General features: G+C 70.8%; 24 protein-coding genes. 9 read left to right on the forward strand and 15 right to left on the reverse strand.

The window, feature by feature from the left end; all coding sequences use genetic code 11:
- Positions 1-212 precede the first annotated feature (212 nt).
- On the reverse strand, positions 213-1,994 hold the full coding sequence (locus tag ACZ49J_RS14605; protein WP_467448058.1) for an ABC transporter ATP-binding protein: 1,782 nt from the start codon (positions 1,992-1,994) through the stop codon (positions 213-215).
- Positions 1,991-3,898 carry an ABC transporter ATP-binding protein gene (locus tag ACZ49J_RS14610; RefSeq protein WP_467448060.1) on the reverse strand — a complete coding sequence of 636 codons (1,908 nt, stop codon included), beginning with the start codon at positions 3,896-3,898 and terminating at the stop codon, positions 1,991-1,993. The genes ACZ49J_RS14605 and ACZ49J_RS14610 overlap by 4 nt, the downstream gene beginning before the upstream one ends.
- A gap of 256 nt (positions 3,899-4,154) precedes the next feature.
- Between ACZ49J_RS14610 and ACZ49J_RS14615 the strand changes: the two genes are divergently transcribed.
- The 3 genes from ACZ49J_RS14615 to ACZ49J_RS14625 all read left to right on the forward strand — a co-directional run bounded on the left by ACZ49J_RS14615 (position 4,155) and on the right by ACZ49J_RS14625 (position 8,206).
- Positions 4,155-4,907 carry a hypothetical protein gene (locus ACZ49J_RS14615; RefSeq protein WP_467448063.1) on the forward strand — a complete coding sequence of 251 codons (753 nt, stop codon included), beginning with the start codon at positions 4,155-4,157 and terminating at the stop codon, positions 4,905-4,907.
- Between the two features lie 98 nt (positions 4,908-5,005).
- The gene (locus tag ACZ49J_RS14620) at positions 5,006-6,610 is read left to right on the forward strand and encodes a peptide-N4-asparagine amidase (RefSeq protein ID WP_467448065.1); all 1,605 of its coding nucleotides are present in this window, start codon (positions 5,006-5,008) and stop codon (positions 6,608-6,610) included.
- Positions 6,611-6,754: 144 nt separating this feature from the next.
- Entirely contained in the window at positions 6,755-8,206 is a 1,452-nt protein-coding gene (locus ACZ49J_RS14625) for a cation:dicarboxylate symporter family transporter (protein ID WP_467448067.1), read from the forward strand.
- A 69-nt stretch (positions 8,207-8,275) separates the two neighbouring features.
- On the opposite strand, the gene ACZ49J_RS14630 is transcribed toward ACZ49J_RS14625, so the two are convergent.
- The 3 genes from ACZ49J_RS14630 to ACZ49J_RS14640 all read right to left on the reverse strand — a co-directional run bounded on the left by ACZ49J_RS14630 (position 8,276) and on the right by ACZ49J_RS14640 (position 10,179).
- Entirely contained in the window at positions 8,276-8,707 is a 432-nt protein-coding gene (locus ACZ49J_RS14630) for a hypothetical protein (protein WP_467448068.1), read from the reverse strand.
- Between the two features lie 228 nt (positions 8,708-8,935).
- The gene (locus tag ACZ49J_RS14635) at positions 8,936-9,625 is read right to left on the reverse strand and encodes a TetR/AcrR family transcriptional regulator (protein WP_467448069.1); all 690 of its coding nucleotides are present in this window, start codon (positions 9,623-9,625) and stop codon (positions 8,936-8,938) included.
- Between the two features lie 92 nt (positions 9,626-9,717).
- Positions 9,718-10,179, reverse strand: a complete 462-nt coding sequence (locus ACZ49J_RS14640) for a MarR family winged helix-turn-helix transcriptional regulator (RefSeq protein WP_467448070.1) — start codon at positions 10,177-10,179, stop codon at positions 9,718-9,720.
- 156 nt (positions 10,180-10,335) lie between these two features.
- Here ACZ49J_RS14640 and ACZ49J_RS14645 point away from each other — a divergent pair, with 156 nt between their 5' ends.
- Together ACZ49J_RS14645 and mltG are read left to right on the forward strand one after the other, a co-directional pair.
- Positions 10,336-12,141 carry an ABC transporter ATP-binding protein gene (locus ACZ49J_RS14645; RefSeq protein WP_467448071.1) on the forward strand — a complete coding sequence of 602 codons (1,806 nt, stop codon included), beginning with the start codon at positions 10,336-10,338 and terminating at the stop codon, positions 12,139-12,141.
- Between the two features lie 185 nt (positions 12,142-12,326).
- Positions 12,327-13,172, forward strand: a complete 846-nt coding sequence (gene mltG / locus ACZ49J_RS14650) for an endolytic transglycosylase MltG (protein WP_467448074.1) — start codon at positions 12,327-12,329, stop codon at positions 13,170-13,172.
- 74 nt (positions 13,173-13,246) lie between these two features.
- Here mltG and ACZ49J_RS14655 read toward each other — a convergent pair whose 3' ends face one another.
- Entirely contained in the window at positions 13,247-14,329 is a 1,083-nt protein-coding gene (locus ACZ49J_RS14655) for an NAD(P)-binding domain-containing protein (RefSeq protein ID WP_467448077.1), read from the reverse strand.
- 173 nt (positions 14,330-14,502) lie between these two features.
- On the opposite strand from ACZ49J_RS14655, the gene ACZ49J_RS14660 reads away from it, so the two are divergent.
- A complete protein-coding gene (locus ACZ49J_RS14660; RefSeq protein ID WP_467448078.1) occupies positions 14,503-14,925 on the forward strand; it encodes a secondary thiamine-phosphate synthase enzyme YjbQ in 423 nt (140 codons plus the stop codon).
- Between the two features lie 128 nt (positions 14,926-15,053).
- On the opposite strand, the gene ACZ49J_RS14665 is transcribed toward ACZ49J_RS14660, so the two are convergent.
- The 4 genes from ACZ49J_RS14665 to ACZ49J_RS14680 form a co-directional block, all read right to left on the reverse strand.
- Positions 15,054-16,061, reverse strand: coding sequence for a trypsin-like serine peptidase (locus ACZ49J_RS14665; RefSeq protein ID WP_467448080.1), 1,008 nt, complete (start codon positions 16,059-16,061; stop codon positions 15,054-15,056).
- A 202-nt stretch (positions 16,062-16,263) separates the two neighbouring features.
- Positions 16,264-17,079, reverse strand: coding sequence for an SAM-dependent methyltransferase (locus ACZ49J_RS14670; RefSeq protein WP_467448081.1), 816 nt, complete (start codon positions 17,077-17,079; stop codon positions 16,264-16,266).
- An 87-nt stretch (positions 17,080-17,166) separates the two neighbouring features.
- Positions 17,167-17,421: a DUF397 domain-containing protein gene (locus ACZ49J_RS14675; protein WP_467448082.1), complete on the reverse strand. Its 255-nt coding sequence runs from the start codon at positions 17,419-17,421 to the stop codon at positions 17,167-17,169.
- Complete coding sequence (locus ACZ49J_RS14680; protein ID WP_467448085.1) at positions 17,418-18,290, reverse strand: helix-turn-helix domain-containing protein; 873 nt, start codon at positions 18,288-18,290, stop codon at positions 17,418-17,420. The genes ACZ49J_RS14675 and ACZ49J_RS14680 overlap by 4 nt, the downstream gene beginning before the upstream one ends.
- A gap of 326 nt (positions 18,291-18,616) precedes the next feature.
- Here ACZ49J_RS14680 and ACZ49J_RS14685 point away from each other — a divergent pair, with 326 nt between their 5' ends.
- Together ACZ49J_RS14685 and ACZ49J_RS14690 are read left to right on the forward strand one after the other, a co-directional pair.
- On the forward strand, positions 18,617-19,063 hold the full coding sequence (locus ACZ49J_RS14685; RefSeq protein ID WP_467448087.1) for an ATP-binding protein: 447 nt from the start codon (positions 18,617-18,619) through the stop codon (positions 19,061-19,063).
- A gap of 158 nt (positions 19,064-19,221) precedes the next feature.
- Complete coding sequence (locus ACZ49J_RS14690) at positions 19,222-20,634, forward strand: cytochrome P450 (RefSeq protein WP_467448288.1); 1,413 nt, start codon at positions 19,222-19,224, stop codon at positions 20,632-20,634.
- 586 nt (positions 20,635-21,220) lie between these two features.
- Here the strand turns inward: ACZ49J_RS14690 and ACZ49J_RS14695 are convergent.
- The 5 genes from ACZ49J_RS14695 to ACZ49J_RS14715 all read right to left on the reverse strand — a co-directional run bounded on the left by ACZ49J_RS14695 (position 21,221) and on the right by ACZ49J_RS14715 (position 24,907).
- Positions 21,221-21,595 (reverse strand): roadblock/LC7 domain-containing protein, encoded by a 375-nt coding sequence (locus ACZ49J_RS14695; RefSeq protein WP_467448090.1) that lies wholly within the window; start codon positions 21,593-21,595, stop codon positions 21,221-21,223.
- A gap of 84 nt (positions 21,596-21,679) precedes the next feature.
- Positions 21,680-22,207 (reverse strand): roadblock/LC7 domain-containing protein, encoded by a 528-nt coding sequence (locus tag ACZ49J_RS14700; protein ID WP_467448092.1) that lies wholly within the window; start codon positions 22,205-22,207, stop codon positions 21,680-21,682.
- 38 nt (positions 22,208-22,245) lie between these two features.
- The gene (locus tag ACZ49J_RS14705) at positions 22,246-23,043 is read right to left on the reverse strand and encodes a transcriptional regulator (protein ID WP_467448291.1); all 798 of its coding nucleotides are present in this window, start codon (positions 23,041-23,043) and stop codon (positions 22,246-22,248) included.
- Between the two features lie 5 nt (positions 23,044-23,048).
- Complete coding sequence (locus tag ACZ49J_RS14710) at positions 23,049-23,447, reverse strand: hypothetical protein (protein ID WP_467448094.1); 399 nt, start codon at positions 23,445-23,447, stop codon at positions 23,049-23,051.
- A 185-nt stretch (positions 23,448-23,632) separates the two neighbouring features.
- Entirely contained in the window at positions 23,633-24,907 is a 1,275-nt protein-coding gene (locus tag ACZ49J_RS14715; RefSeq protein ID WP_467448096.1) for an ROK family transcriptional regulator, read from the reverse strand.
- 249 nt (positions 24,908-25,156) lie between these two features.
- On the opposite strand from ACZ49J_RS14715, the gene ACZ49J_RS14720 reads away from it, so the two are divergent.
- A complete protein-coding gene (locus ACZ49J_RS14720) occupies positions 25,157-26,509 on the forward strand; it encodes an ABC transporter substrate-binding protein (protein ID WP_467448099.1) in 1,353 nt (450 codons plus the stop codon).
- The last annotated feature ends 6 nt before the right edge of the window (positions 26,510-26,515 follow it).

The following is a 26,515-nucleotide window of genomic DNA, read 5'->3' on the forward strand; positions in this document are numbered from 1 at the left end:
GCCGGGCATGGCGGGTCTCCGGTCGGGTCACCCTGGCCGGTCCTGCCGGGCATGGCGGGTCTCCGGTCGGGTCACCCTGGCCGGTCCTGCCGGGCATGGCGGGTCTCCGGTCCCGTCACTCGTGCCGGTCCCGCCGGGTACGGCGGGTCTCCGCTCCGGGCACCCCGGAGCCGGACACCGGCATCCGTGCCCTCCCGCCGGGCCCGGCCCCGTCACCCGTGCCAGGACCTCCACAGCGCCGCGTACGCCCCCTCCGCCGCCACGAGCTCGTCATGGCTGCCCAGCTCGGTGATGCGGCCGTTCTCGACGACGGCGATGACGTCGGCGTCGTGGGCGGTGTGCAGGCGGTGGGCGATGGCGACGACGGTGCGGCCGTCGAGGACGCGGGCGAGGGAGCGCTCCAGGTGGCGGGCCGCGCGCGGGTCGAGGAGCGAGGTGGCCTCGTCCAGGACCAGCGTGTGCGGGTCGGCCAGGACCAGCCGGGCCAGCGCTATCTGCTGCGCCTGCGCCGGGGTCAGCGCGAGCCCTCCCGAGCCGACCTCGGTGTCGAGGCCCTCGTCCAGTGCGCGGGCCCAGCCGTCCGCGTCGACCGCGCCGAGGGCCGCCCACAGCTCGGCGTCCTGCGCACCCGTGCGGGCCAGCAGCAGGTTGTCGCGCAGCGAGCCCACGAAGACGTGGTGCTCCTGGTTGACCAGTGCCACATGGGAACGGACGTCCTCGGCCGGCATACGGGACAGCTCGGCGCCGCCGAGGGTGATACGGCCGTCGCGGGGCGCGTAGATCCCGGCGAGCAGCCTGCCCAGCGTGGACTTGCCCGCGCCGGACGGGCCGACGAGGGCGAGCCGGGTGCCCGGGGCCACCTCAAGGGAGACCTTGCGCAGGACGTCGACGTCGGGGCGGTACCCGAAGCGGACCTTGTCGGCGTGCACATGGCGTCCGTCGGGGACGACGGAGCCGTCACCGGCCTCCGGCTCGATGTCGCGCACGCCCACCAGCCGGGCCAGCGACACCTGGGCGACCTGCAGCTCGTCGTACCAGCGCAGGATCAGGCCCACCGGGTCCACGAGCATCTGCGCGATGAGCGCGCCCGTCGTGAGCTGGCCGATCCCGATCCACCCCTGCAGCACGAACACGCCGCCGATCATCAGGACCGAACCGAGGACCGTGACATGCGTGATGTTGACGACGGGGAACAGCACCGACCGCAGCCAGAGCGTGTAGCGCTCCCACGCCGTCCACTCCCGGATGCGGCGATCAGACAGCGCGATGCGCCGCTCGCCGAGCCGGTGCGCCTCGACCGTACGGCCGGCGTCCACGGTCTCCGCGAGGACGGCGGCCACGGCGGCGTACCCGGCGGCCTCCGACCGGTAGGCGGAGGGCGCCCGCCTGAAGTACCACCGGCAGCCCACCACCAGCAGCGGCAGAGCCAGCAGCACGGCGGGCGCGAGCGGCGGCGCGGTCACGGCGAGCCCGCCGAGCAGCAGCCCCGCCCACACCACACCGATCGTGAGCTGGGGCACCGCTTCACGCATCGCGTTGGCGAGCCGGTCGATGTCCGTGGTGATCCGGGACAGCAGGTCACCCGTCCCCGCCCGCTCCAGCACGCCCGGCGGCAGCCCCACCGACCGCACGAGGAAGTCCTCGCGCAGATCGGCCAGCATCCGCTCGCCGAGCATGGCGCCGCGCAGCCGCAGCTGCCGCACGAACACGGCCTGGACCACGAGTGCGACGAGGAACAGTGCCGCCGTGAGCTCCAGGTGCAGCTCCCGGGCGCCGTCGGAGACGCGCTCGACCAGATCGCCGAGCAGCCAGGGCCCGGCCATCGATGCCACGACAGCGAGCGTGTTCACACTGACGAGAAGGACGAAGGCACGCCGGTGCCGGCGGAGCAACTCGGTCACATAGGCGCGTACGGTCGCGGGCGCGCCCACGGGCAGGGTGTTCGCCGTGGTCGGGGTGGCCGGGTCGTACGCCGGTGGCGCCACGCCGATCATGCTGTCTCCTCGATCTCTTCCCGTACGCCGCGCGCGGCCGGGCCGCGTACGGCGGCAATTTCCCGGCCCGCTTCCTGGTGTTCCTGGTGTTCCTGTTGTTCTTGGTCTTCCTCGACGTGCGGGACGCTCTCTTCCACCCGCTCCATGTCGAGGGCCTCGCGCAGCGCGGCCTCGTCCTCCGTCTCGCGGGTCACGACCGCCCGGTACCGCGGCTCGCTGTGCACCAGCTCGCGGTGCACGCCCACGGCCACGACCTCCGAGTCGTGGACCAGCACGACCCGGTCGGCACGGTCCAGCAACAGCGGAGAGGACGTGAACACGACCGTCGTGCGGCCCGCGCGCAGTGCCCGGACCCCTTCGGCGATCCGGGCCTCGGTGTGCGAGTCGACGGCGGACGTCGGCTCGTCAAGGACGAGCACCTCCGGGTCCGTGATCAGCGACCGGGCCAGCGCCAGCCGCTGCCGCTGGCCGCCGGACAGGGACCGGCCGCGCTCGGTGATGCGCGCGTCCAGCGGGTCCTCGGCGTCCAGCGAGCCCTGGGCGAGCGCGTCCAGGACGTCCCCGCACTGGGCCGCGGCCAGCGCCTCGTCGGCGCTCACCTCGCCCGAGGCCGGCACGTCGAGCAACTCGCGCAGCGAACCGGACAACAGCACGGGGTCCTTGTCCTGGACCAGGACGGCCGTACGGGCGCTGGGCAGCGGCAGTTCGTCGAGCGGAACGCCGCCCAGCAGCACCGAGGTGCCCTCCTCGGCCGGATGCCCGCCCAGCCGCTCCGCCAGCAGCCCCGCCGCATCCGGGTCGCCGCACACCACGGCGGTGAACCGGCCGGCGGGAGCGAGGAGTCCGGTCGCCGGGTCGTACAGGTCGCCGGACGGGACGACCGCCTCCCGCGAGCCCTCGGTGTCCGTGGCGCGCTCCAGCGACAGCACCCGGGCGGCACGCTTGGCGGACGGCCGCGAGAAGGAGTACGCCATGGCGATCTCCTCGAAGTGCCGCAACGGATACGTCAGCAGCATGACCGAGCTGTACACAGTCACGAGTTCACCCACGGTGACCCGGCCCTCGCGGGCCAGATGCACGCCGTACCAGACGACCGCGATCATCAGCAGACCCGGCATCAGCACCTGGATGGCGGAGATGAGGGCCCACATGCGGGCGCTGCGCACCGCCGCGTGCCGTACCTCCTGTGAGGCCCGGCGGTAGCGCTCCAGGAACAGCTCCTCACCGCCGATGCCGCGCAGCACCCGCAGACCGGCGACCGTGTCCGAGGCGAGTTCGGTGGCACGGCCCGCCTTCTCCCGCTGGTGGTCGGCGCGCCGGGTCGCCTTGGGCAGCAGGGGCAGCACGGCGAGCGCGAGGACAGGGACGCCCACGGCGACAACGATGCCGAGCGCGGGCTGGTAGACAGCGAGGCCGACACAGACCAGCACCACGGTGAGCGCGGCCGCGGTGAACCGGGACAGGGCCTCCACGAACCAGCCGATCTTCTCCACGTCGCCAGTGGAGACCGCGACGACCTCACCGGCCGCCACGCGCCGCGTCAACGCCGAGCCCAGCTGGGCCGTCTTGCGGGCCAGGAGCTGCTGCACGCGCGCGGCGGCGGTGATCCAGTTGGTGACGGCGGCACGGTGCAGGAAGGTCTCGCCCAGTGCGATGCCCGCCGCGCACAGAGCCATCAGCCCGCCGGTCAGCGCCAGCCGGGAACCGGAGCGGTCGACGACGGCCTGCACCGCGAGGCCCACGCAGAACGGCAGCCCACAGACGGCGGTGAAGTGCAGCAGCCCCCAGGCGAGGGACTTGAGCTGTCCGTCGAGCTGGTTCAGGAAGAGCCACCGCAGGAATCGGGGCCCAGAGTGCGCGTCCGGCACACCCGGGTCGGGATACGGAAGGTCTTGGATCTGCATGACGTCCCAGTGGCTCGCATCAGGTGGGGGTGAGAGGTGGGGGAGGCACAAGCAAACCGGAGGGCGCCGACGAAGACGAGCGGCGACCACCGGAGCGCAGGCCGGCAACAAACCGTGAAAGGCTCGCGTCATTCCGTGGTCGAAGGCAAACGATTTTCCGTCGCGCGGCAAAGTTCTGTCCTGTACCGACCGCATATGGCCGGAAAGGCCGGGGGGTGCCGGCAGCGGTCCTCCGTGTGGTGCGACCATGGTCGGCATGGGTACAGGCGGTGCGAACGGCGTGATGCGCACGCGGATGGCGGCGGCGGTCTGCGGCGTGATGGTGATGTCCCTGGCGGCGTGCGGAGGTTCGGGCGGGAGTGGCGAGGCCACGTCCGGCGCGAGCGGCAAGGGCCGGACCGGACAGGCCAAGGCGCGCACCACCGACCTCAGGAGCATTCCGGGCGTCAGTGACCGCCTGCGGGGGCAGATACCGGCCAACTCGCGGCAGGTGGTGGCCGTCTACGGCGAGGGCAGGGACGACGCGGACTCAACGATCGTCCTCTACACGAAGAACGGCTCCACCTGGGACAAGACCCGCAGCTGGAAGGGCCACAACGGTAAGAAGGGATGGACCACGAACCACCGTGAGGGCGACAAGCGCAGTCCTGTCGGCGTGTTCTCGCTCAGCGACGCGGGCGGCGTCCTCCCCGACCCCGGCGCGAAGCTCCCGTACACCGAGTCGGCGTCCTTCCAGGCGCCGCACTACTGGGCCAAGTCGCACTGGCACGACTTCGACTACGTCATCGCCATCGACTACAACCGCGTCAAGGGCACCTCGCCGAACGACCCCACCCGCCCCGAGGGCCAGTCCAAGGGCGGCAGCATCTGGCTGCACATGGACCACGGAAGCGGTACGTCCGCGTGCGTGAGCCTGTCCAAGTCCGGCATGAAGTACCTGCTGCGCACTCTCGATCCGGCCCAGCACCCCGTGATCGTCATGGGGGACAAGGCGGAGCTGAAGGCATGAGCGCCCTGAGGGCTCGTCGCGTGCGCAGGTGACCTGTCGCGGCGCATGTGACCTGAGGTGTCATTGCGGTACGGGTCAACTCCCCGTAGAACACCGCCATGAGATGCCGGATCATCATGTCCATGATCGCCGGAGCGACCCTCCTGGCGAGCACCCTCCTGGGAGCGAGCCCCGCACAGCCGGCCTCCTCCGCCGACGTGCCCGCCGAGTTCGGCACCGACTGGCACGACCCGGTCACGGCCGCACCGCCGGTCCCGAAGCCCGGCGGCAAGGCCTGTGAAGTAACCGTCGCCGAGGCGCAGTTCAAGGACTTCACGCCGTACAGGGGGACGTACGAGCCCCCGCGCGGATGCGGCGACCGCTGGAGCACAGTGGTCCTCCGCCTCGACGGCAAGGTCAAGGGCCGCCAGTACGACCGGCTCGGCTATCTGCACATCGGCGGCGTCGAGGTCTTCCGCACGTCGACCCCGCAGCCCTCGCCCGACGGCATCGAGTGGTCCGTCGAGAAGGACGTCACGCGCTACGGCGACACCCTGCGCACCGCGCAGCCCGTGGAGATGCTCATCGGCAACGTCGTCGACGACACCTACACGGGCATCCTCGACGTCAAGGTCACGCTGACCTTCTACGCGGGCAGGCCGGACGCGGCCAGGACCCCCGACCAGGTCCTCACTCTTCACGACGGCACCCTCACCACACCCCGCAACAGTGAACGCGTCGTCGCGGAGGTGTACGCCACCGGCTCCGGCGGCGGCTGCGAGGAGTACTGGTACCTGACGGTGCCCGACCCGGCACCGTACTCCTGCAAGGCGGACAACGGGCCGTACCGCGAGGTGCAGATCAAGGTGGACGGTCAACTGGCGGGCATCGCCGCGCCGTTCCCGACCGTGTGGACCGGCGGCTGGTCCAACCCCTTCCTCTGGTACGTGATTCCGGGGCCCCGCGCCTTCGACATCAAGCCCGTCGAGTACGACCTCACACCCTTCGCCGGGCTCCTCAACGACGGCCGCCCGCACCGGGTCGAGGTCTCGGTCGTCGGCGTTCCCGAGGGGCAGACGGGCTGGAGTGCGCCGGTCAACGTCCTCGTCTGGCAGGACGCCAAGAGCAAGCACGTCAGTGGTGGGCTCACCGGGGTCAGGGCCGGGGATCTCGCGAACTCCTCGGCCTACACGCCCGGTTCCGAACACCGGCTCGACACCGAGGGCGGCCACCGGCTGACGGTCGCCGGTTACGTCCACACCTCACACGGACGGGTGACGACGACGGTGAGTCGCGCGTTGACGAACGCCTCCGTGCACACATGGGCGGACGGTGAGAACCCGGACGGCCTGAAGGCGACCTGGACCGACAACGAGACGGTCACCGTGGACGGGCGCGGACCGGCCCGGACGACGCGGACGCACCGTACGTACACGATGGACGGCACGACGACCCTCGGCGCGGGTGACCGGCTGAGAACGGTCCTGACCCTCGGTGACCAGGCGGCGGTGACCGAGATGCGCGGTGGGCGGCGTACCGCCTGGTCCCTGCTCGACGACACGTACACGGGCGACGCCACGTATACGGCGAACGTGCCGCGCGACCAGCGCCACGCGGTCGGTACGACCAGCGAGCGCTACCGGCTGTTCGGGTCGGGCGGCTGCTACGACCGTTCTCTGGTCACCGCGCAGGGCGTGCTGACGGAGGACAGCGACGGCTGTTGAGATGAAATGCGTGTGATGTGAAGCCTGTTCGGAGATTTACGCGGCGGAAACGCGGGGGTCTTCTCCACGAGCGGCAACTCCTCAATAGTGATCGGCGCGGAAGCACTTTTCCGCATGCCAGAAAGTCTCGTCGGAGGAGTGCTCGTGCCGCAGTCCGTACCGTCCCTGCCGCGACGCGTCGCACGCATACTGCGTACCTCACTGTTCGCCCAGGTCGCCGTCGCCCTGGTGCTCGGCATCGTCGTCGGGAGGTTGTGGCCGGACACGGCCACGACCTTCCAGCCGCTCGGCGACGGTTTCGTGCGCCTCATCAAGACGGTGATCTCGCCGCTCGTGTTCTGCGTGGTCGTCGTCGGCATCGCCAAGGCCGGAAACCTCAAGGCCTTCGGGCGGATCGGCCTCAAGGCCCTGATCTGGTTCGAGGTGGCCTCCACGGCCGCGCTGCTCATCGGCCTCATCGCCGCCAACGTCTTCGCCCCCGGCGCCGGGATGAACGTCGACCCGTCGAAGCTCGACGCCTCCGCGGTCGACGACAAGACCGCCGGCGGTGCGCTGCCGTCCACCACCGAGTTCATCCTGAACGCGCTGCCGCAGAGCGCGATCGGTGCGTTCGCGGAGAACTCGCTGCTCCAGGTCCTGGTGCTCGCCTGCCTGGTGGGTGCCGCGCTGCTGCATCTCGGCCACACCAAGGTCCCCGCGATCCTGCCGGCCATCGAGCAGGCCCAGGAGATCATCTTCGCGATCGTCGGCTTCGTGATGAAGCTGGCACCGCTCGCCGTGTTCGGCGCGATGGTCCACCTCGTGGGCGAGTACGGCCTCGGGGTGATGGAGACGTACGGCAAGCTCATCGTCCTCTGCTACGCCGTCGCCGCCGTCTTCCTCGTCCTGCTCGGTCTCGCGTTGAAGCTGGTCACAGGGCTCAACCTGTGGAAGTTCGTGCGCTACACGCGGGAGGAGATGCTGCTCGCGCTGGGCACGGCCTCCAGCGAGACCGTCATGCCGCGCATGATGCAGAAGCTGCGCCAGGCGGGCACCCGCGACGACGCCGTGGGCCTGGTGCTGCCCACTGGCTACTCCTTCAACCTCGACGGCGCCTCCATCTACCTGTCCATCGGCACGCTCTTCATCGCCCAGGCCGTGGGCGTGGACCTCAGTCTGAGCCAGCAGATCACCGTGATCCTGGTCCTCATGCTGACCAGCAAGGGTATGGCGGGCATTCCGGGATCCGCCTTCCTCGCTCTGTCGGCCACCGCTTCCGCGCTCGGCGCCATCCCCGCCGGGGCCGTGGCCCTTCTGCTCGGCGTCGACCGCATCATGGACTCGATGCGCGTCGCCACGAACCTGCTCGGCAACTGCGTCGCCGTGTTCGCGGTCTCGAAGTGGGAAGGGGCGCTCGACACGGTGAGGGCCAGGAAGATGCTGGACGGGGAGATCGTGTTCGTGGAGGACGAGGACGCCGAGGGGCAGGACGCCGAGGGGCAGGACGCCGCGGGGAAGAGCGTCGCGGACAAGGACGCCGGCGAGGGTGGGTCCGAGTCGCCGAAGAGCGCCGCCGAGGCTCCGGGTGACGCCTCGAAGGCTCCCGCGGGCACCTGACGGCAGTGCGGCGGAGGGGCCTGGCGCCGTCGCTGGGCGCTGGACCCCTCCGCACTGCCGGGCAAGGCGTCAACATCGGAACCGGGAGGCCCCGGCGTCCCGCAGTCTCACATTCCATGACCTGCCGTGGAGGCGGTGGCCGCACCACAGCAGGGTGAGCGCGAGCAGCAGCCAGGGGCCGAGGGTGTCGAGCCGCAGGAGGACTTGCGCGGCGCCGTTCTGGAGGACGGCCCAGCCGTCCAGGAGACTCTCGCGATAGCGGTGTGAGAGCTCCCCGGCGGATGCCGTCTGAGCGCTTGCGGAGGGTGTCCTCCGGGTCACCGTCAGATCGAGAAGGAGGAGGAAGACGGACAGCGTCCCGGCCGTGGCCGCCGTGCCGAGCAGCAGCCGACGCCGTCTCTCCCTGTCCGGTGGGCGCGGGACCCGGCCGGTGACAAGGTCGTAGGCGAGGCGGCGAACGCGCGGTGCCCACGTGTCCTTCTTGGGCGAGTTGGGGATCACGGCAGCCTCCTGACCGGCCGTGGGCGGCCCGACGTGGCCGGACGTGCCCGGTGTCAGCTCCAGGTGAACTATAATCGGACCATGTTCTCCGCTTAGGATGTATGTGGTGCAGCTCACATGCTGGAGCCGATGTTGGCATCGGGCGAAACGCCCCCGGGACACCGCGCGTCTGTCGTCATGCCCCAGTGAGGGCAGAGTGTTTGAGGTGAATGCGGGGAGGGGTTCGACTCAGCTGGTCCCGGGGCAGGGGCCGACGCCCTTCAGCTGGGCATTGCCGAGCAGGGCCCGTTCCATCTGGAGTGGTGTCGGGGCGGCCGGAAGGGGCCCGGTGCGGGCGGCTTGGCAGCCCTCCAGGAGGAAGGCGAGCAGGCGGCGCCAGGCGTGAGGCGCGGCCTCCTTGGTCACGTGCATCACGGCGGCGTTGGCGATCAGGAAGAGGAGGAAGTCCTCCGGTACGAAGTCGGAGCGGAGGTCGCCGGCTTCCTGGGCCCGGCGGACGAGGTCGGCCATGGCCTGTTCGCCGGCCTCGCGACACCGCGCCGCCACCTCCGAGTTGGTGAGCCGGATGCTGAGCAGGTCGCTGAAGCCCCGGTCGGCCGCCATCGTGGCGCAGATCCACTCGATCAGTGAGGTGAAGCCGGTCCAGGGATCCTCGTGCTCCAGTGCCTTGCCGGTGGCCGTGACCCACAACTGGAGTTTGTCCTCGGCGACCGCTTCGACCAGGCTCTCCTTGGTGGGGAAGCGGCGGTAGAGGGTACCGGCGCCCACGCCGGCCCGCTCGGCGATCTCGTCCAGCGGTACGCCGAGGCCGCGCTCCTGGAAGAGTTCGCTCGCGGCTTCCACGATCCGCCGGCGGTTGCGCAGGGCGTCCGCGCGCAGCGTCCGTTTGGGTGTCTCGGCGTTTCCTGGTGTCCCCATGGGGCCACTGTAGCAATTGGAGACAATTCTCCGTTTGTCGTTGAGTTCGGGCTCCGTGTCGTGGGCGGGCGCGGCCGGCGCGGCGCCGGCGATCAGCCGTGCTCGGCTCCGGCCGCCGTGACCACGCCGTCGACAAGCGTGTTCAGCAGGCCGCCCAGTACCTCGCGCTGCTCGTCCGCCAGAGGGGCGAGGATCTCCTCCGCCGCTGCCCGGCGGGCGCCTCGCAGCTCTCTCAGGGCCGCGCGTCCCTCGTCCGTCAGCTCGATGCGTATCACTCGCCGGTTGGAGGGGTCGGGTACGCGGCGCACCCGCCCACTCGCCTCCAGTCCGTCGACCAGCGTCGTCACGGCCCGGGGTACCACCTCCAGGTGCTCGGCCAGGTCGGCCATGCGTGGAGGTGAGCCGTAGTGCGTGAGGGTGCGCAGCAGCCGGGACTGCGCCGGGGTGATGTCCAGTCCGGACCGCTGCAGATGGCGCTTCTGGATGCGGTGCACGCGGCGGGTGAGCCGCAGCAACTGCTCGGCGAGCAGGCCGTCGGCGTCGGGTGTGGTCATGCGGGAACAATATCAGGACGCTGTTCATTGTGAACATAGGTAACAATGAGCTATGCTCCACCAGACCGCTTGATCCCTGCGCACGGAAAGGCCGGCCCGTCTCGGCGGTTCCGTCCTTTCCCGGTGCGGGGTCGTCCACACATCACGTAGGAGCCCATGCACCCCGACGAACCCGCACCCTGGACACCTCCGCGCACCGATCCGGGTCAGCCACGGCAGGTGCGCCGCATCCTGAAGCTCTTCCGTCCGTACCGCGGCCGCCTCGCCGTCGTCGGCCTGCTCGTCGGCGCCGCGTCGCTGGTCTCGGTCGTCACGCCCTTCCTGCTCAAGGAGATCCTCGACACGGCGATTCCCGAGGGCCGGACGGGTCTGTTGTCCCTGCTCGCGCTCGGCATGATCCTCGGCGCGGTCCTCACCAGTGTCTTCGGCGTGCTGCAGACCCTGATCTCCACGACGGTCGGCCAGCGCGTCATGCACGATCTGCGCACCGCCGTCTACGGCCGCTTGCAGCGCATGTCACTGGCGTTCTTCACGCGGACCCGCACCGGGGAGGTCCAGTCGCGCATCGCCAACGACATCGGGGGCATGCAGGCGACGGTCACCTCCACCGCCACCTCGTTGGTCTCCAACCTCACCAGCGTCGTCGCCACCATCGTCGCGATGGTCGCCCTGGACTGGCGGCTGACCGTCGTCTCCCTGCTCCTGCTGCCGCTGTTCGTGTGGATCAGCCGCCGCGTCGGCAGGGAGCGCAAGAAGATCACCACCCAGCGTCAGAAGCAGATGGCCGCCATGGCGGCGACCGTCACCGAGTCGCTGTCCGTCAGCGGCATCGTCCTCGGCCGCACGATGGGGCGCGCCGACTCGCTGACGAAGTCCTTCGCCGAGGAGTCGGAGGGCCTCGTCGAGCTCGAAGTGCGGTCGAACATGGCCGGACGGTGGCGCATGGCCGTCATCTCCATCGTCATGGCCGCGATGCCGGCCGTCATCTACTGGACGGCGGGACTGGCTCTCCAGTTCGGCGGGCCGGCCGTGTCGATAGGGACCCTGGTCGCCTTCGTCTCGCTCCAGCAGGGCCTGTTCCGGCCGACCGTCAGCCTTCTCTCCACCGGCGTCCAGATCCAGACCTCGCTCGCCCTCTTCCAGCGCATCTTCGAGTACCTCGATCTGCCCATCGACATCACCGAGCCGGAACACCCGATCCACCTCGACCAGGTCAAGGGGGAAGTCCGGTTCGAGAACGTCGCCTTCCACTACGACGACAAGAGCGGCCCGATACTCGACGGCATCGACATCACGGTCCCCGCCGGCGGCAGCCTCGCCGTCGTCGGCCCCACTGGCGCAGGGAAGTCCACGCTCAGCCACCTGGTGCCACGGCTGTACGACGTCACCGGCGGCCGCGTGACGCTCGACGGGGTCGACGTGCGCGACCTCGACTTCGACACGCTCGCGCGCGCGATCGGCGTCGTCTCCCAGGAGACGTACCTCTTCCACGCCTCCGTGGCGGACAACCTGCGCTTCGCCAAGCCGGACGCCACCGACGAGGAGCTGCGCGCGGCGGCGCAGGCGGCGCAGATCCACGACCACATCGCCGGTCTGCCCGACGGGTACGACACGATCGTCGGTGAGCGCGGCCACCGGTTCTCCGGCGGCGAGAAGCAGCGCCTCGCGATCGCCCGCACCATCCTGCGCGACCCGCCCGTCCTCATCCTCGACGAGGCGACCAGTGCCCTCGACACCCGCACGGAGCGCGCTGTGCAGGAGGCCATCGACGCGCTGTCGGCCAACCGGACCACGCTGACCATCGCCCACCGGCTGTCCACCATCCGCGGCGCCGACCAGATCGTGGTCCTCGACTCCGGCCGTGCGGTCGAACGGGGCACGCACGAGGAGTTGCTGGAACAGGGCGGGCGCTACGCGGCCCTCGTGCGCCGGGATGCCCGGCTGGAACCGACGCGCTCGTGACGCCGAGACGCTGAGATGCCGAGACGCCGGGACGGCCAGGCGCCGACACAGCCAAGGCGCAGTGACGTCGAGACACAGTGACGTCGAGACGCACGTCGTGGCGCCGGGGAAACCGTGACGCCTGTCGGAGCCGACAAGATGACGATATGCCGGGTTTATGAGCTTGTTCGGGTTACCGTGCCCGCATGCAGATCTACAGTCCGTCACGGAGCAAGGTTCGACTGACGCGCCGGGGCCGGATCGCCGTCATCGTGACCGGAGCCGTGGTGGCGGCTACCGCCGTGGTGGTGCCGCTGCTGATCATCGACATCGGCGGTGGGAAGCCGCGCCCCACATCCCTGGTGATCCCCGAGGGCTGGCGGGCGGCCCAGGTCTACGCGGCCGTGGACAAGGCCCTCGCCCTGCCCGCGGGCACCACCAAGAAGTCCCTGGGCAAGGCTGCGCTGAAACTCCCGGCCGAGGCAGGGGGCAACCCGGAGGGCTACCTCTACCCGGCGGCGTACTCCCTCGACGCGCAGACGACCCCGGAGTCCCTGCTGGCAGCGATGGTCGGCACCGCGAACCAGCGGCTGAACGGAGGCCAGGTCACCGCCGGCGCGCAGCGCAACGCCATGAACGTCTACCAGGCGGTCACCATCGCGAGCATCGTGCAGGCCGAGGCCGCCAGCAAGGCCGACATGGGCAAGGTGGCCAGGGTGATCTTCAACCGTCTGGAGCGGGGAATTCCGCTGCAGATGGACTCGACCATCAACTACGCGCTGAACCGCTTCACGCTGGACACCACCGAGAAGGAGACGAGGCTCAACAGCCCGTACAACTCCTACCAACGCATGGGCCTGCCGCCCACGCCGATCGGGAATCCCGGCGAGGAGGCGCTGCGCGCCGCGATCAACCCGGCCCCCGGGGACTGGCTCTACTTCGTCACGGTCAAACCGGGCGACACCCGCTTCACCGCCAGTTTCGCGGAGCACCAGCGAAACGTCGCGGAGTTCAACCGCAACCGGAAGAGCGCACGGGCGACGGCCAGGTGACGCCGCGCCGGGGCATGGCGCGCCGGGGCGTCGTGCGTCGGCGCGTCACTCGCCGGGCATGACGCGGCACAAGGTCACGCGGCGAGCGGCTCCTCGGCAAGCAGCCGCTTGATGTCCCGTACCGCCGAGCGTCCCGCCCGGTTGGCGCCGATCGTGCTCGCCGACGGCCCGTACCCCACCAGATGGATCCGTGGATCGGCGACCACGCGCGTGCCGTCGACACGGATGCCGCCGCCTGGCTCGCGCAGCCGCAGCGGCGCCAGATGATCGAGTGCGGCGCGGAAACCGGTCGCCCACAGGATGACGTCGGCGTCGACGCGCCGCCCGTCGTCCCACTCCACCCCGTCCGGGGTGACGCGGTGGAACATCGGCAGCCGGTCGAGCACCCCGTCCGCGATGCCCTGGCGGATCGCGTCGTTCAGCGGCAGCCCCGTCACCGACACCACGCTCCGCGGCGGCAGCCCCTGCCGGACTCGCTCCTCGACGAGCGCGACGGCCCCCCGCCCGGCCTCCTGATCGAAGGGGCCCTCGCGGAAGACCGGCGGACGCCTGGTCACCCACGTGGTCGCGGCGGCGTACGGGGCGATTTCCAGCAGATGCTGCGTACCGGACGCGCCTCCGCCGACGACCACCACCCGCTGCCCGGCGAACGCCTCAGGACCCGGGTACTGCGCCGTGTGCAACTGGCGCCCGCGGAAGCTCTCCTGACCGGGGTAGCGCGGCCAGAACGGCCGGTCCCAGGTGCCGGTCGCATTGATCAGGGCCCGCGTCGACCACGTTCCCGCCGAGGTCTCGACGAGCAGGCGCCCTCCCTCGCCCACTCGTACCGCGCGCACGTCGACCGGTCGGCGTACACGCAGGTGGAAGGTCCGTTCGTAGGTGTCGAAGTACTCCGCGATGACATCGGACGAGGGGCGCGCGGGGTCCGCGCCCGTCAGCTCCATGCCGGGCAGCGCGTGCATCCCGTGCACCTTGCCGTACGTCAGCGACGGCCAGCGGAACTGCCATGCTCCGCCCGCACGTGGTGCGTGGTCCAGCACCACGAAGTCCCGCTCCGGTTCGAAGCCGGCGCGCCGCAGGTGATAGGCACTGGACAGTCCGGCCTGCCCAGCGCCGATGACCACGACATCGACGTCTCGTACCCCGATACTGTTCACGCTTCTACCAACCGCGCCGGGGGCATGGATCTTCCCGGGGCACGGTCCCACGTACCCTCCGAGGGCGCGTGCCGGAGGGCACGACGTGCTCGATGCCCGGCGCGTGGTACTCCTCGATACGGGACCGGCCGTCGCTGGCGCGTGAGAGCCGTCGGGTGCGTGAGGATGGAAGCATGTCCGATGCTTTCACCACACGAGTCCTGAACGTCGCCTCCGGTTCCCGGGAGAGGGTCGTCGACCTCACCCACGAGTGCGAGGAGTTCCTGCGGGAGGTGGCCGCCGGACGGGGCGGTCTGCTCAACGTCTTCGTTCCCCACGCGACCGCCGGAGTGGCCGTGATCGAGACCGGCGCCGGCAGTGACGACGACCTCCTTGCCGCGCTCCACTCCTTGCTCCCCGCGGACGACCGCTGGCAGCACCGTCACGGCAGCCCCGGCCACGGGCGCGACCACGTCCTCCCGGCCTTCGTGGCCCCGCACGCCACGCTGCCCGTCGTCGACGGACGGCTGGAGCTGGGCACGTGGCAGTCCGTGTGTCTCGTCGACACGAACAAGGACAACCCCAACCGTCACGTGCGGCTGAGCTTTCTCGGCTGACTCCCTGGCCCGGGCCCCGGGGGAGGGCACCGGCACGGTCTCGGTCAAGACAGTGCCGGTGCCCTCCGCGGGAGCAGCTGCCGATCCGCCCGCGCTGCCGTACGGCCGGCCACGGGCGGGACGGTCGCTCAGGACGACTGGGCCGTCTGGTAGAGGTTCTGCGCGTCCGCGCCGAAGTACGGCCCGTACATGGCCGTGGGCAGGAAGTTGTACTTGAAGCTGTTCACCGAGGACTGCAGCCCGGTACCGGTGGCCTCGTTGAACTGGGTGAACCAGGGACCGCCGCTGGAGCCGCCGGTCATGTCGCAGGTCAGGCCGTGGTCGTCGGACAGCAGGAAGTCCCGGTAGGTGGTGCCGCTGCAGTAGATGAACTTCTCGCCGTCGTACGGAGCGGCGGCGGGGAAGCCGAAGGCGTACATGGCCTTGTTGTAGCCGGTGTTGAAGGCGAGGCCCTGGCCGCCGACGACGTCGGTCAGCTTCTTGCCGTCGAGCGGGGCGACCACGGCCGCACCGATGTCGTAGTTGATGTCCTCACTGGCCGTCCACTGCGGGGTGGACAGGGTCTTGGCGGCCGTCCACTTGCCGTACGGCGCCTGCCCGTCGTGGTAGCCGGGAACGAACACCCAGTTGGTGTGCCAGGCCCCCTCCAGCTTGACGCAGTGGCCGGCGGTGATCACCGTGCTCTTGTTGGCGCTCGTGACGGCGTTGCCGGAGCAGGAGGCGGTACGGCCCTGGTAGGTGAAGAACACGCGCCCCGCGGTCCGCACCACGGCGCCGCCCCCGGTCCAGGGTCCGCCGCTGTGGGGTATGGCCTGTGCCCCGACGCCGGCCGCCGGCGAACTGGGTGCGACGACGGCCTTCTCGTCCCCGCGCGGGGACGAGGCCGTCACCTCGGAGCGGTCGACCGAGAGCAGGTCGAGCGGAGCGGCCCCACGCATCCGTTCCGGGGTCCAGAAACCACGGGCGTGCTCCTGCGCCGAGAGTGCCACCACCCCGGGTTCCGGGGCGGCGGCGCTCGGCGGCGCGGCGGTGACACCCGTAGCCAGCAGCGCGGCGACGCCGGCCAGAACGCCGAGAAGGGTGCGGCGGGCACGGGTGCCGCCGGATGAGTCGAGCCTGTTGAGGCTGCCTTTCACGCGGTCTCCTTCTGCGAGGGGGCCGGGCGGTGGAGGACCAACCGCCCGGTCAGGCAGGGGTGTTACTGCGCGCAGTCAGGAAGGCAGCCTGCCACCGGACGGCCGAATCCGACAGGTGCACGTCATGACCATGACCGAAAAGCCACACACCCTCTCCGTGGAGGACACGAGGGGAACACGCCGGCGCCCCTCGCCGCGGTGCCTACGGCTTGATACCGACCCCGGTCCACAGACTGACCTCGGCGTCCGTGGGAGTGGTCCCGCCCGCCGCGGTGTCCGGGCGCCACCGGTGGCCGACGGTGATGCCGGGATCGAGGAGGTCGAGACCGTCGAAGAAGCGCGCCACGTCCTTGCGGGAACGGAACTGCACGGGAGTTCCGGCGTTCGTGTAGATGTCGGTGACCTTCTGCCACGTGGCCGGGTCGAATTCGGGCGTGCAGTGGCTCAGCGCGAGGGCGCTGCCCGAAGGCAGGGCGCCCAGCAGGCGGCCGACGATTCCGTACGGGTCCTGGGCGTCGGTGACGAAGTGCATGAGCGCGTTCAGGGACAGGGCCACGGGCCGGCTCAGGTCCAGGACCTCGGCGAGTTCGGGGGCGCCCAGGAGTGCCTCGGGGTCGTTGACGTCCGCTTCGAGGTAGGTGGTCCGCCCCTGGGGCGTGCTGCGCATGAGGCGTTCGGCGTACTTGAGGACGAGGGGGTCGTTGTCGGCGTAGACCACCCTGGCGTCGGGCACCACGGCCTGGGCCACCTGGTGCAGGTTCGGCTCGGTGGGGATGCCGGTGCCTATGTCGAGCCACTGGCGGATGCCGTGCTCCCGCGCGAGGACGCGGGTGGCCCGGTGCATGAAGGCGCGGTTCTCGCGGGCGCACACGAAGATGCCGGGATAGGCGGCGGCGACCGTCTCGGCCGCCTGCTTGTCGATGTCGAAGTGGTCCTTGCCGCCGAGGTAGTAGTCGTACATGCGGGCGGAGTGCGGCCGACTGGTGTCGATGTCCCGCGCGGTGTGGGGGGTGGTCATGGTGTTCCCTTCGGTGAGGTGAGCCGGCGTGCCGGGCGGGTCGTGGGGCCCGCCTCCCGGCGGCTCCTGCTCCGGTTCAGCCGGCCGTCAGGTGCCGGCCGCCAGATGATCGGCGAGCCCCTGTTTGACTCCCGCGACGAACGCGGCGATCTCCTCCGGCGTGTAGATCAGCGCGGGGCCGGACGGGTCGGTCGACTGCCGCAGGGCCACGCGGCCGTCCGCGAGCTGCTTCGTCTCCACGCACTGGCCTCCGTTGGGACCGCTCCACGGACACTCCCAGCCCTGCTCGCCGAGGGCCGACGCGGGCATCCCGTTGTACACACTGCCGTCGGGCGTGGTCATGAGTACTCCTTGCGCATACGGTGCAACAGGGCCCTGCTGTCCGCCGAGGAGGTCAGCAGGGACATCCGGTTGTGCGCCTCGAGATGGGCCACGACGTCGGGGCGCTGGTCGAGATACATGGAGCCGGAGAGGATCTCGCTGTAGACGATGTCCGGCAACTCCCGCTCCTCGAACCGGAAATACGTGAAGGGGGCGCACACCCCGACATGGGCGCCGGCGGAGAACGGCACGATGTCGACGCTGACGTGGTCCAGTTCCGACGCCGCGAGGAGCCGGTCGATCTGCTCGCGCATCACCTCGGGTCCGCCCACGGCGCGGTGCAGGACCGCCTCCTCCATCACGACCCACAGGGTGGGCGGGTCGGGTCTCTCCAGCAGGCTCTGGCGGCGCAGCCGCAGACTGACCCTCCGTTCCAGGTCCTCGTCACTGTCGTGGGGGAAGCCCGCGCGCAGCAGGGCGCGTGCGTATCCGTAGGTCTGCAGCAGGCCCGTGACGTAGTGGGGTTCGTACGTGCGCAGGGTCTTCGCGCCGGTCTCCAGGCTCACGTAGGCGGTGAACCAGGCGGGCAGCACATCGCGGTACGGGTGCCACCAGCCGGGCCTGTTGGCCTGCTCGGCCAGCGCGATGAACTCGTCGATCTCCTGGTGGCCGGCCCCGTAGGTCTCCAGCAGCTTCTCGACGTAGAGGGGCTTCAGGGCCACTTCCGCCTTTTCCAGACGGCGGATGGTCAGGGGCTTCACGCGCAGGGCCGTCGCGGCGTCGTCCAGTGACACTCCCGCGTCCTGCCGCATGTCCTGCAGCCGTTTGCCGAGGATCATGCGGAGCACGGTGGGTGCGCTGGTGCCGGCGCCGGAACGGGCCTCGCTCACGCTCTGCCTCCTCGGGGCTGTCATGAGCACGAGTCTGACAGTGACTTGATGATGTTGCCAGACGGAAACCACCAGGCAGAAACCGCCTGCCTGAAATTATCAGGCAGGCAGTTGCAGCATGAACTCGGCTGTGAGCATAGTTGCTTGTGTGAGCGATCTCGCCGGGCAACGAGCACATCCTCGTCAACTCCCCCAGAAGTCGGCAAAGTTGGCGTGCTCGGACGTTCGGATCCCAAGCCGTGTGCTCCCGGGCCGGACCCGTCGCTCACCCTTCTCCCCTCCTTACTCCTCCTTATTGCGCCCGCCCCACGATGGAAGGCGACACCGTGTCCCCCCACACGACTTCCTCCCCCCGGCTCATGGACGCCGCGAGCCCGGATCGGTCCCACTGGCTCGACCTCCCGGCGCGGCGCTCCAGCGTCAGAGCCGCCCGCCACTCCATGAGTGCCCGGCTCATCGCGTGGCGCCTGCCCGGTGAGCTGCGCGCGGACGCGGAACTGCTCGTGTCGGAGCTGGCCGCCAACGCCGTACTCCACACGGTCGGCGCGCGGTTCCTCTGCGGCGCGGGGCTCGTCACGGGCGGGTGCCTCCGCCTCGAAGTGCACGATCAGGACGGCACAGGCCGCGGACTGCCCCGGTGCGAGCCCGGGCCCGACGACGAGAACGGCCGCGGACTGCTCCTCGTCCAGGAGATCGCCGACGCCTGGGGAGTCGACCGGTCGCTGCTCACCGGCGGCAACGCCGTGTGGGCGACCCTGACCGCGCCACTGTGACCGAGCCTGTTCCTCACCGTGTTCACCGCGACGACTTGTACCCCCCGGTGTCCTCCACCGGCCCTACTGTGGGGTAGGGTCCCCACCGTTTCGGAGTTACCGACCGACAGTGCGCCGGTACGGGGAGTGTCGGAGGGGGCAAGGTGACGGAATCCCACCTGGGCGACGGCAGGTCCGTGGATCTGGACGGAGAGCGGGAGGACGCTCGGCTGGAGGCGTTGTCGCCGCAGCCGCTGCTGACCCGGGACTACGAGACGCGCCCCTCACTGGTGTACGAGCGGCTGCGCCAGCAGCACGGTCCGGTCGCGCCGGTCGACCTGCTCGGCGTGCCCGCCTGGCTGGTGCTGGGCTACCGCGAGGCGCTCCAGGTGCTCCAGGACGACGACGGGTGGCCCAAGGGACTGGAGAACTGGCGGGCCCGCTCCGAGGGCAGGGTGCCGGCCGACTGGCCTCTCGGCCCGTCCCTGGAGGTCAACCACATCCTGATCCAGGGCGGGCCGGGATACCGGCCGCTGCGGACGGCGTGGGACGCGGCCCTCAAGCCGTTCCAGGACCCGCGCCATGCCCAGGCGAACCGGCTGAAGGCGGCCGTCACCGCCTACGCCGACGAACTGATCACCTTGATAGGCCAGGGCGGCGGCACGGGAGTCGCGGACCTGTCCGCACAGTTCTCCCGGCCGCTGCCGCTGATGGTGGCCAGCCATCTGCTCGGCTTCCCCGGCTCGCAGGGCGACGACGCGCTGATGGACATGTGGCGCGTCCTGGACGCGGGTCCGGACGCGGAACCCGCCCTGGAGCGGCTGCTGGCGACACTGGCGGAACTGGCCGCGGTGAAGCTGAAGGAACCGGGGGACGACTTCCCCTCGTACCTGCTGGCCGCGCACCCCGACCTCTCCCTCGACGAGCTGGCCCGGGAGCTGTTCATGCTGCTGGGCATGACCTCCGACCACGTCGGCATCCTCATCTCCAACACCGTGGTCGAGGTGATCTCCGGGGCGGGCGACGTGAGGGCCAGCCTGTCCGCCGGGATGGTCAGGGAGACCATGAACCGGGTGGTCATGCGCAAGCCGCCGCTGGTGAACTTCGTGCCGCGCTTCGCGGCCAGGGACACCCCGCTCGGGCGGTACACCATCCGGGCGGGCGACCCGGTGTGGGTCTCCTCCGCCGCCGCGCACGCCGACCCGTTGTTCGCCGACCACGTGGCGCAGGGCAGCACGATCAGCACCCGGGCCCACCTGTCGTGGGGTGCGGGCCCCCGTCAGTGCCCGGCGCGTGAGCTGGCCTCGACGGTCGCGGCGGTGGGCGTGGGCCGGCTGTTCGAGCGGTTCTCCAACGTGGACCTCGCCCTGCCCGCCGACCAACTGCCGTGGCGCTCCTCCCCGTTCATGCGTGGCCTGCGTTCGCTGCCCGTACGGTACGAACTCGCCTCCGTGGCGCCCCAGCGGCCGCCGGCGTCCGGTCCGGCGCCCGAGGCGGCCGAGGCGCCCGCAACCGTGGTGCCGGATCCGGCCGTCCGGCAGCGCTCGTCGCTGTGGCGCTATCTGACGGGCCTCATCCGCTCGGGCCGCTGAGCGCGGGCGCACAAGGCGGGGTCACTTCCAGCCGTACGCGTGCGCGGCGACCCAGGTGGGTGAAAGGCGGTCAGATCGCCGGTCCACGCCCCTTCGGCCAGGCGGACCGGTAACCCGGAGCGGGCCTGGTCACCTTGGTACGGGCGCTGTACTTGCCGTACTTCATCCGCATGACCGCGCACGGCACAACTGCCGCAGCGTGCACGGGACCTCTGTCGTCGGGCCGCCACATCCTGATGAACATGCGCTCGTCGCCGTTGTGAGCGGGCCCGACGCTCACGGTGTCCTCCGGGTGGTAGACACCCCCGACGTCCCGGTCCCGACCGGCCGGCCGTGTCCGGCCGGCCGGTCGGACACGCCCACCAGTTGGCGCGGTAGCTGCCGCTGAGGCCCCCGCAGGTAGGAGCAGGACGCGTTCGCGGCGGCTGGGTGCCGCGTGCGAACCCGTCGGGAGGCCCTCGGATCCTCGGCGTGGGGGAGAGCATCCTCGCCGCACAGCCGGTGCGGTGCCATCCCGTGCACGGGGTGCGTTCCGGACTGCCGTGCCCCGCCGGCGCTCGGCCTTCGGACCCCAGGCCGGCCGGAGTCAGACCTCGAGTTGCGACTCGATCCTCCTCAGCTGATGGCGGGCCATGGCGAGGTTGGCGCGTCCGGAGTCCAGGACGAGGTAGAGGAAGAGGCCGTTGCCTCCCTTCCCCTTGAGCAGCCGGATCAGGTGGTACTGGGTGTCCAGGGTGATGAGGATGTCCTCGATCGACTCCTTGAGGCCGAGGTGATCCATGGTGCGCAGCTTGGCTCGGACGACGTCGGTGTTGCCGGCGGCCGCCACGTTCAGGTCGAAGTCGGTGCCCCCTCCGATGGTTCCGAGTGCCATCCCGCTGGTGTAGTCGACGAGTGCGGCGCCGGTCGCGCCCTCGATCGTCGCAAGGGCTTCCTTCAGTGCTGCTTCGGTGTTCGCCATGACGGGTCGTGTTCCTTTCGTGCCGCTGCCGGTCCGCTCGTGGTGCCGGACCGGTGCTGAACTGCGGTGCGGTGAGAGGGGGGCCTACGTGGTCGGGGCCTCCCCGGTGGCTGAGTGCCGGGCGCGGCCGGTCCGTGCGGAGGAGTCGCGTGCGGCGGAGTCCCGTACGGAGGGGGTCCGCACCGGCAGGGCGGCGCCGGTGGTGGCGGGCGGCTGCCTCGGAGTGCGGTCGGGCTGCTGGACGGCGGCCCCCAGCAGGCCGGCGATGCGCTGACCGGATCGGCGTCCTTCCAGGTGCAGCCGGCCGACATTCACCCGTGGCTCGGCGAGCAGGGTCAGCACGGCGGACGGACCGGCGGCGTAGGTGGCGACGTAGCCGTTCGCGCTGCGGACGAGCAGTTCGCGGAAGTCGCCCTGGCCGCTGGCGTCGGCAAGCCTCAGGGCGACTGCCTGGACTGCCGCGGTGAGGGCGGCCAGTCCCTCCGGTTCCACTCCACGGGTGTCCTGTGCCAGCACGAGACCGTCGACACTGGCCGCGAGGGCACCGGTCAGCTGGGGGAGGCGCGCGAGGAGCCGCTGGAGTTCATCGAGGACTTCGGCCTGGGCGGCCATGAGGTGTCTCCTCTCGGCGCGCTGCCGGACAGCGCGCATCACAAGGCCTCCAAGGCGTTCTTGATCCGGCGCAGCAGGGCGACGTCGGGACCGGCCGAAGTCTCCGGAAGCCGGGTGGGCGCGGTGGCGGCCCGTGGTGGTCGCCGGGCCGCCGTCACGATTCCGGCGGCGGCGAGCCGGCGGACGTCGACGAGGGTGTGGAAGGCGGGCCGGCCCAGGGCCCGGGAGATGTCCGATGCCGTACGCACCCCGTCGACCAGTTCGAGGACCGCGTGCTGGCGCCGTGTCAGGCCCGTGTCGAGGTCGAGGCCGGTCCGCACGAGCGGTTGGGTGTCCGTGTCGTCCTCGGGCCAGATCTCGTGCAGCAACTGCCGTCGGCGCGAGGACTCGCGCTGCACCATGTCGACGGGTACGGGACGTACCGCCCCCATCCAGTGGGCCATCCCGTACCGGAAGCGGGCCGGACCACCGCCCTGCCCGAGCGCGAAGAACGCCGCGTCGTACAGCGCCCCGAGATGGCACAGCTCCAGCGCGCCCTCGGGGAAGTGGCCCCGCTCCACCAGGAACCGTCCCACCCGCTGTTGGGGTCCGGCCTCGCTGAGAGCCTCGTCCCACTGCTCCGGAGACAGGGCACCACCTGCCGTGAGCAGCACGTCCAGGCCGGGCGTGTCCGGGCTCTCCGCGTGGATCACCTGTCCGTCGGCCAGATAGAGAGTGCCCCGCTCTCTCATGAGGGACCCGGTGGCCTTCTCGGCCGCGAGCCGGTGCAGCATCGGAGAGCCGGCGGGAGCGGTGGCGGGGCTCCCGGAGGACGGGTCGGGGGAGAGCGTCGGCAACGTGGTCATCCCACCACAAGCTGCCGAGCCATCTCGCGCAGCCGGATGCGGGCCAGGGCGAGATTCCCCTCGGCGCGGCCGAGCCACAGGTACAGGAAGACACTGCTGTCGAAGGTGGTGCGGACGAACTGCACCACGTGGTACCCGTCGCGGTTGGTGATGATCAGATCCTCGACCGGAACGTCGTCGTCCGACCAGCCGGAGCCGTCGGCGGGGGCGAAGGACTGGTACTCCGCCGCTATCCTTGCGAGCTCCGCCGTCTCGGCCGCTGTGGCCTCATGGTCATCGCTCGGTGACTCCCCGGCCGTGCCCAGAGCCAGCCCGCTGGTCCAGTCGACCACGGCGGCACCTCGGGCGCCGGGCAGTCTCATGGCCTCCAGCAGACACTCGTCAATTCCGGGCACTGGTGCTGCCCCTCCCGGCCTGGGTCGTACGAATCATGCAGAACCTAGGCTTCGTATGTGTGGCAAGTGTGGTGACTCGGTCAACTTCCCGTGGAACGTATGACTGATGGGTAGCTCCCCTTGACTTCGTGAGTCTTCGTCAGGTGAGTCCCCCGGTGGCCTCACGCGGTCCGGGGCACGTGTGTCTACGCGTCGCGAGTCGCCCGGCGGGTGTGGAGGCTCGTGGGGCGGGTTCGGAGCACCACCTCGACCGACGACAGCGCGAAGCGGACCGCGCCGGTGAGGACGGCGCCGTCGCCCAGCGCGGACAGGTGCCAGCGCGGGGGGTCCACGAGGAGGCCGTCGGCGTGGTGCTGGGCGGCGCTCCGCAGGACCTCAGCCGCGGGGAGCGCGGCCGGGTCCGGGAAGAGGCCGGTGCCGAGGACGACCAGGGCCGGGTCCAGGGCGAGGAGTACGGGGGCGAGGCCGTCGGCCAGCCGCCGTCCGTAGGCCTCGACGGCGGCGACCGCGCCCGGGTGGGCGGCGGCCGCGTCGCGGATGGTGCCGGCGGGCAGCGGGTCCAGCCCGGGGCGGTCCGCGGGGCCGTCGCCGGAGAAGCGGATGAACCCGATCTCGCCCGCCGCGCCGTGGTGGCCGCGCAGCAGGCGGCCACCGGTGATCACACCGGAACCGAGACGTTCGCCGAGCAGGACGAAGACCATCTCACCGGTCGCCGGGTCGGGCGGAGTTCCCCCCACCCCGCGCCACTGTTCGCCGAGCGCGGCCAGGTTGGCGTCGTTCTCGACGGCGACCGGGCATCCGAGGAGCTCGCGCAGGACGCCGACGATGTCCACCTCGGTCCAGGTACGGAGGTTGTCGGCCTGCCGGACCCGGGTGTTGCCCCTGTCGACCAGGCCCGGGGTGCCGACGGTGGCGGCCCACACCTGGGAGACGCCCACCGCCGCCCGGTCCAGGGCGGCCCGGACCGCCGAGGTCACGGCCTTGGCGCGGGCCGGGCCCGCCAGGTCGGCTCTGACGGTGCGGCGCTCCACGGCGACGGGTTCGCCGTCGAGGTCGGCCAGGCACGCGGTGAGGGAACGGGGTCGTACGTCGACACCGACCACGAAACCCGCGTGGGGGCGGAAACGGAACCGCCGGGCAGGGCGGCCGGGGGAGCGCTGGCCCCGGGCGGACGGTGTGGGGGCGACCTCGATCAGGCCGCTGTCGGCGAGTTCCTCCGCGATCGCCTCCACGGTCGGCCGGGACAGACGGGTCGCCTTGGCCAGCTCCGACAGCCGGGGATGCGGGTCGGCGGAGCGGACGACGGCGAGTACGGCCGCCGCGTTGGTGGCGCGTAGATCGGCCACGCCCACGACCGAGGGAACCGCCGCCGGCGGTCCCGGCTCCGTGGCGCCGCTGAGCGGCCAGACGGCATCCGGCTCCGGTGAGGCGTCGGCCCCGGAGCCCGTGGGTGTGGTCAAGGGTCAACCTCCTGGACGCGGACCTGTTGTCGGGAACAGCCTGCACTCCACTCTTGACGCGCCATGGCCGGATCCCGATTATGAAACGCAACTGCTTTATTAAACCACCCGGCGCCCACGCGCACCGCGCTCATCTCCACGCGCCCGCGCACCTCCCCGGCACTCGCCCTCGCAGCACTCCAGGACCAGCGGTTCGCCGCGGGCCCCTCAGCTCTCCGCCTCGCCCTCCCTCCGTTCCAGGAGACCGTTATGAGCCACATCCCCACCCCGCTGTCCAGACGCGCGTTCCTCGCCGCCACCTCTCTGGCCGCCGCCGGCGGCTCGGCACTGCTCGCCGGGTGCAGCGACACCCTCGCGCCCGGCGCCAAGTCCTCCGACGCGGGCAGTGCCTCGCCCGCCTCCACCGCCGTACCGACCGACAAGAAGATCACCCTGGTGGTCGCCGACGCGGACGACACGACCATGACCCCGGGTCTGCTCGCCGCGTTCCGTGAGAAGTACCCGAACGTCACCTTCAAGCGCCAGTACACCGGTTGGGACGACTACCTCAAGAGCATCAACACCACCATGTCGGCCGACTCCGCACCCGACATAGCCCAGTTCGTCTCCGGTATGAACAACCTGGTCAAGGGCCGTCTCCTGCTCGACGTCAGCGCCTTCGGCAAGGCGTACGGCTGGTCGGGCAAGTTTCCCGGCCTGGACCAGATCACCTTCAGTTCCGACGGGAAGACCGCCGGAACCGGAGCCCTCTACGGCGTGCCCGGCGGGCTGTCGTTCGAGGGCGTCTACTACAACAAGTCCAAGTTGAGGAAGCTCGGCCTGACCGTACCGCCCGCCACCGTGGACGAGCTGGAGGCGATGTTCGCCAAGGCCAGGGCGGCCGGGGAGACCGCGCTCGTCGAGGGCAACCTCGACGGCGGCCTCAACCACCCGTTCAACGTCCTGCTGTCGGTCTACCTCAGGCCGGAGGACCGCGAGGCCTGGGCGTTCGGCCACAAGGGCGCCAAGATCACCGGTCCCGAGGCGGTGCGCGCGGCGACCACCCTCAAGCGCTGGGTCGACAAGGGCTATGTGACCCCCAAGGTCAACGGTCTCAGCGACAACGACGCCACCGCCGCGTTCGCCGAGGGCAAGGGCGTCTTCCGCATCAGCGGCAACTGGGCCGCCGCGGCCGTCGCCAAGGGCCTCGGCGAGAACGCGGGACTGTTCAACATGCCACCGAGCAACAAGGGCGGCGCCGTGCGCACCACTGGTGCCGGCGTCTACTACTGCGTCTCCAGCAAGTCGAAGAACCCCGCGGCGGCGGCCGCCTTCCTCGACTTCTGCGCCACCCGGCAGGCCTCCGCCGTCACCGCCAAGGCGGGCTTCATGGCCCCCGACGCCGCCGCGATGCCCCGGCAGACCGGGCTGCTCGGCGACGTGCGCACCAGCTGGCAGGGGATCGTCAAGGACTCCGGGCTGCAGCCCTTCATCCAGAACGCCTCCACCCCGACCATGCCCGACACCGTCACCACGCAGCTCCAACTGCTCGCCGGAGGCAAGGTCACGCCAGAGAAGTTCCTCGCCGCCCTCCAGGCCGACTACGACCAGTTCCATTCCTGACCACTT

The organism is Streptomyces sp. NPDC030840 (assembly GCF_055572015.1).

Coding starts and splice junctions, on each gene's coding strand:
- ACZ49J_RS14605 (WP_467448058.1), bottom strand. CDS start 1,994: ATGATCGGCGTGGCGCCACCGGCGTACGACCCGGCCACCCCGACCACG.
- ACZ49J_RS14610 (WP_467448060.1), bottom strand. CDS start 3,898: ATGCAGATCCAAGACCTTCCGTATCCCGACCCGGGTGTGCCGGACGCG.
- ACZ49J_RS14615 (WP_467448063.1), top strand. CDS start 4,155: ATGGGTACAGGCGGTGCGAACGGCGTGATGCGCACGCGGATGGCGGCG.
- ACZ49J_RS14620 (WP_467448065.1), top strand. CDS start 5,006: ATGAGATGCCGGATCATCATGTCCATGATCGCCGGAGCGACCCTCCTG.
- ACZ49J_RS14635 (WP_467448069.1), bottom strand. CDS start 9,625: ATGGGGACACCAGGAAACGCCGAGACACCCAAACGGACGCTGCGCGCG.
- ACZ49J_RS14640 (WP_467448070.1), bottom strand. CDS start 10,179: ATGACCACACCCGACGCCGACGGCCTGCTCGCCGAGCAGTTGCTGCGG.
- ACZ49J_RS14645 (WP_467448071.1), top strand. CDS start 10,336: ATGCACCCCGACGAACCCGCACCCTGGACACCTCCGCGCACCGATCCG.
- mltG (WP_467448074.1), top strand. CDS start 12,327: ATGCAGATCTACAGTCCGTCACGGAGCAAGGTTCGACTGACGCGCCGG.
- ACZ49J_RS14660 (WP_467448078.1), top strand. CDS start 14,503: ATGTCCGATGCTTTCACCACACGAGTCCTGAACGTCGCCTCCGGTTCC.
- ACZ49J_RS14670 (WP_467448081.1), bottom strand. CDS start 17,079: ATGACCACCCCCCACACCGCGCGGGACATCGACACCAGTCGGCCGCAC.
- ACZ49J_RS14675 (WP_467448082.1), bottom strand. CDS start 17,421: ATGACCACGCCCGACGGCAGTGTGTACAACGGGATGCCCGCGTCGGCC.
- ACZ49J_RS14695 (WP_467448090.1), bottom strand. CDS start 21,595: ATGGCGAACACCGAAGCAGCACTGAAGGAAGCCCTTGCGACGATCGAG.
- ACZ49J_RS14700 (WP_467448092.1), bottom strand. CDS start 22,207: ATGGCCGCCCAGGCCGAAGTCCTCGATGAACTCCAGCGGCTCCTCGCG.
- ACZ49J_RS14720 (WP_467448099.1), top strand. CDS start 25,157: ATGAGCCACATCCCCACCCCGCTGTCCAGACGCGCGTTCCTCGCCGCC.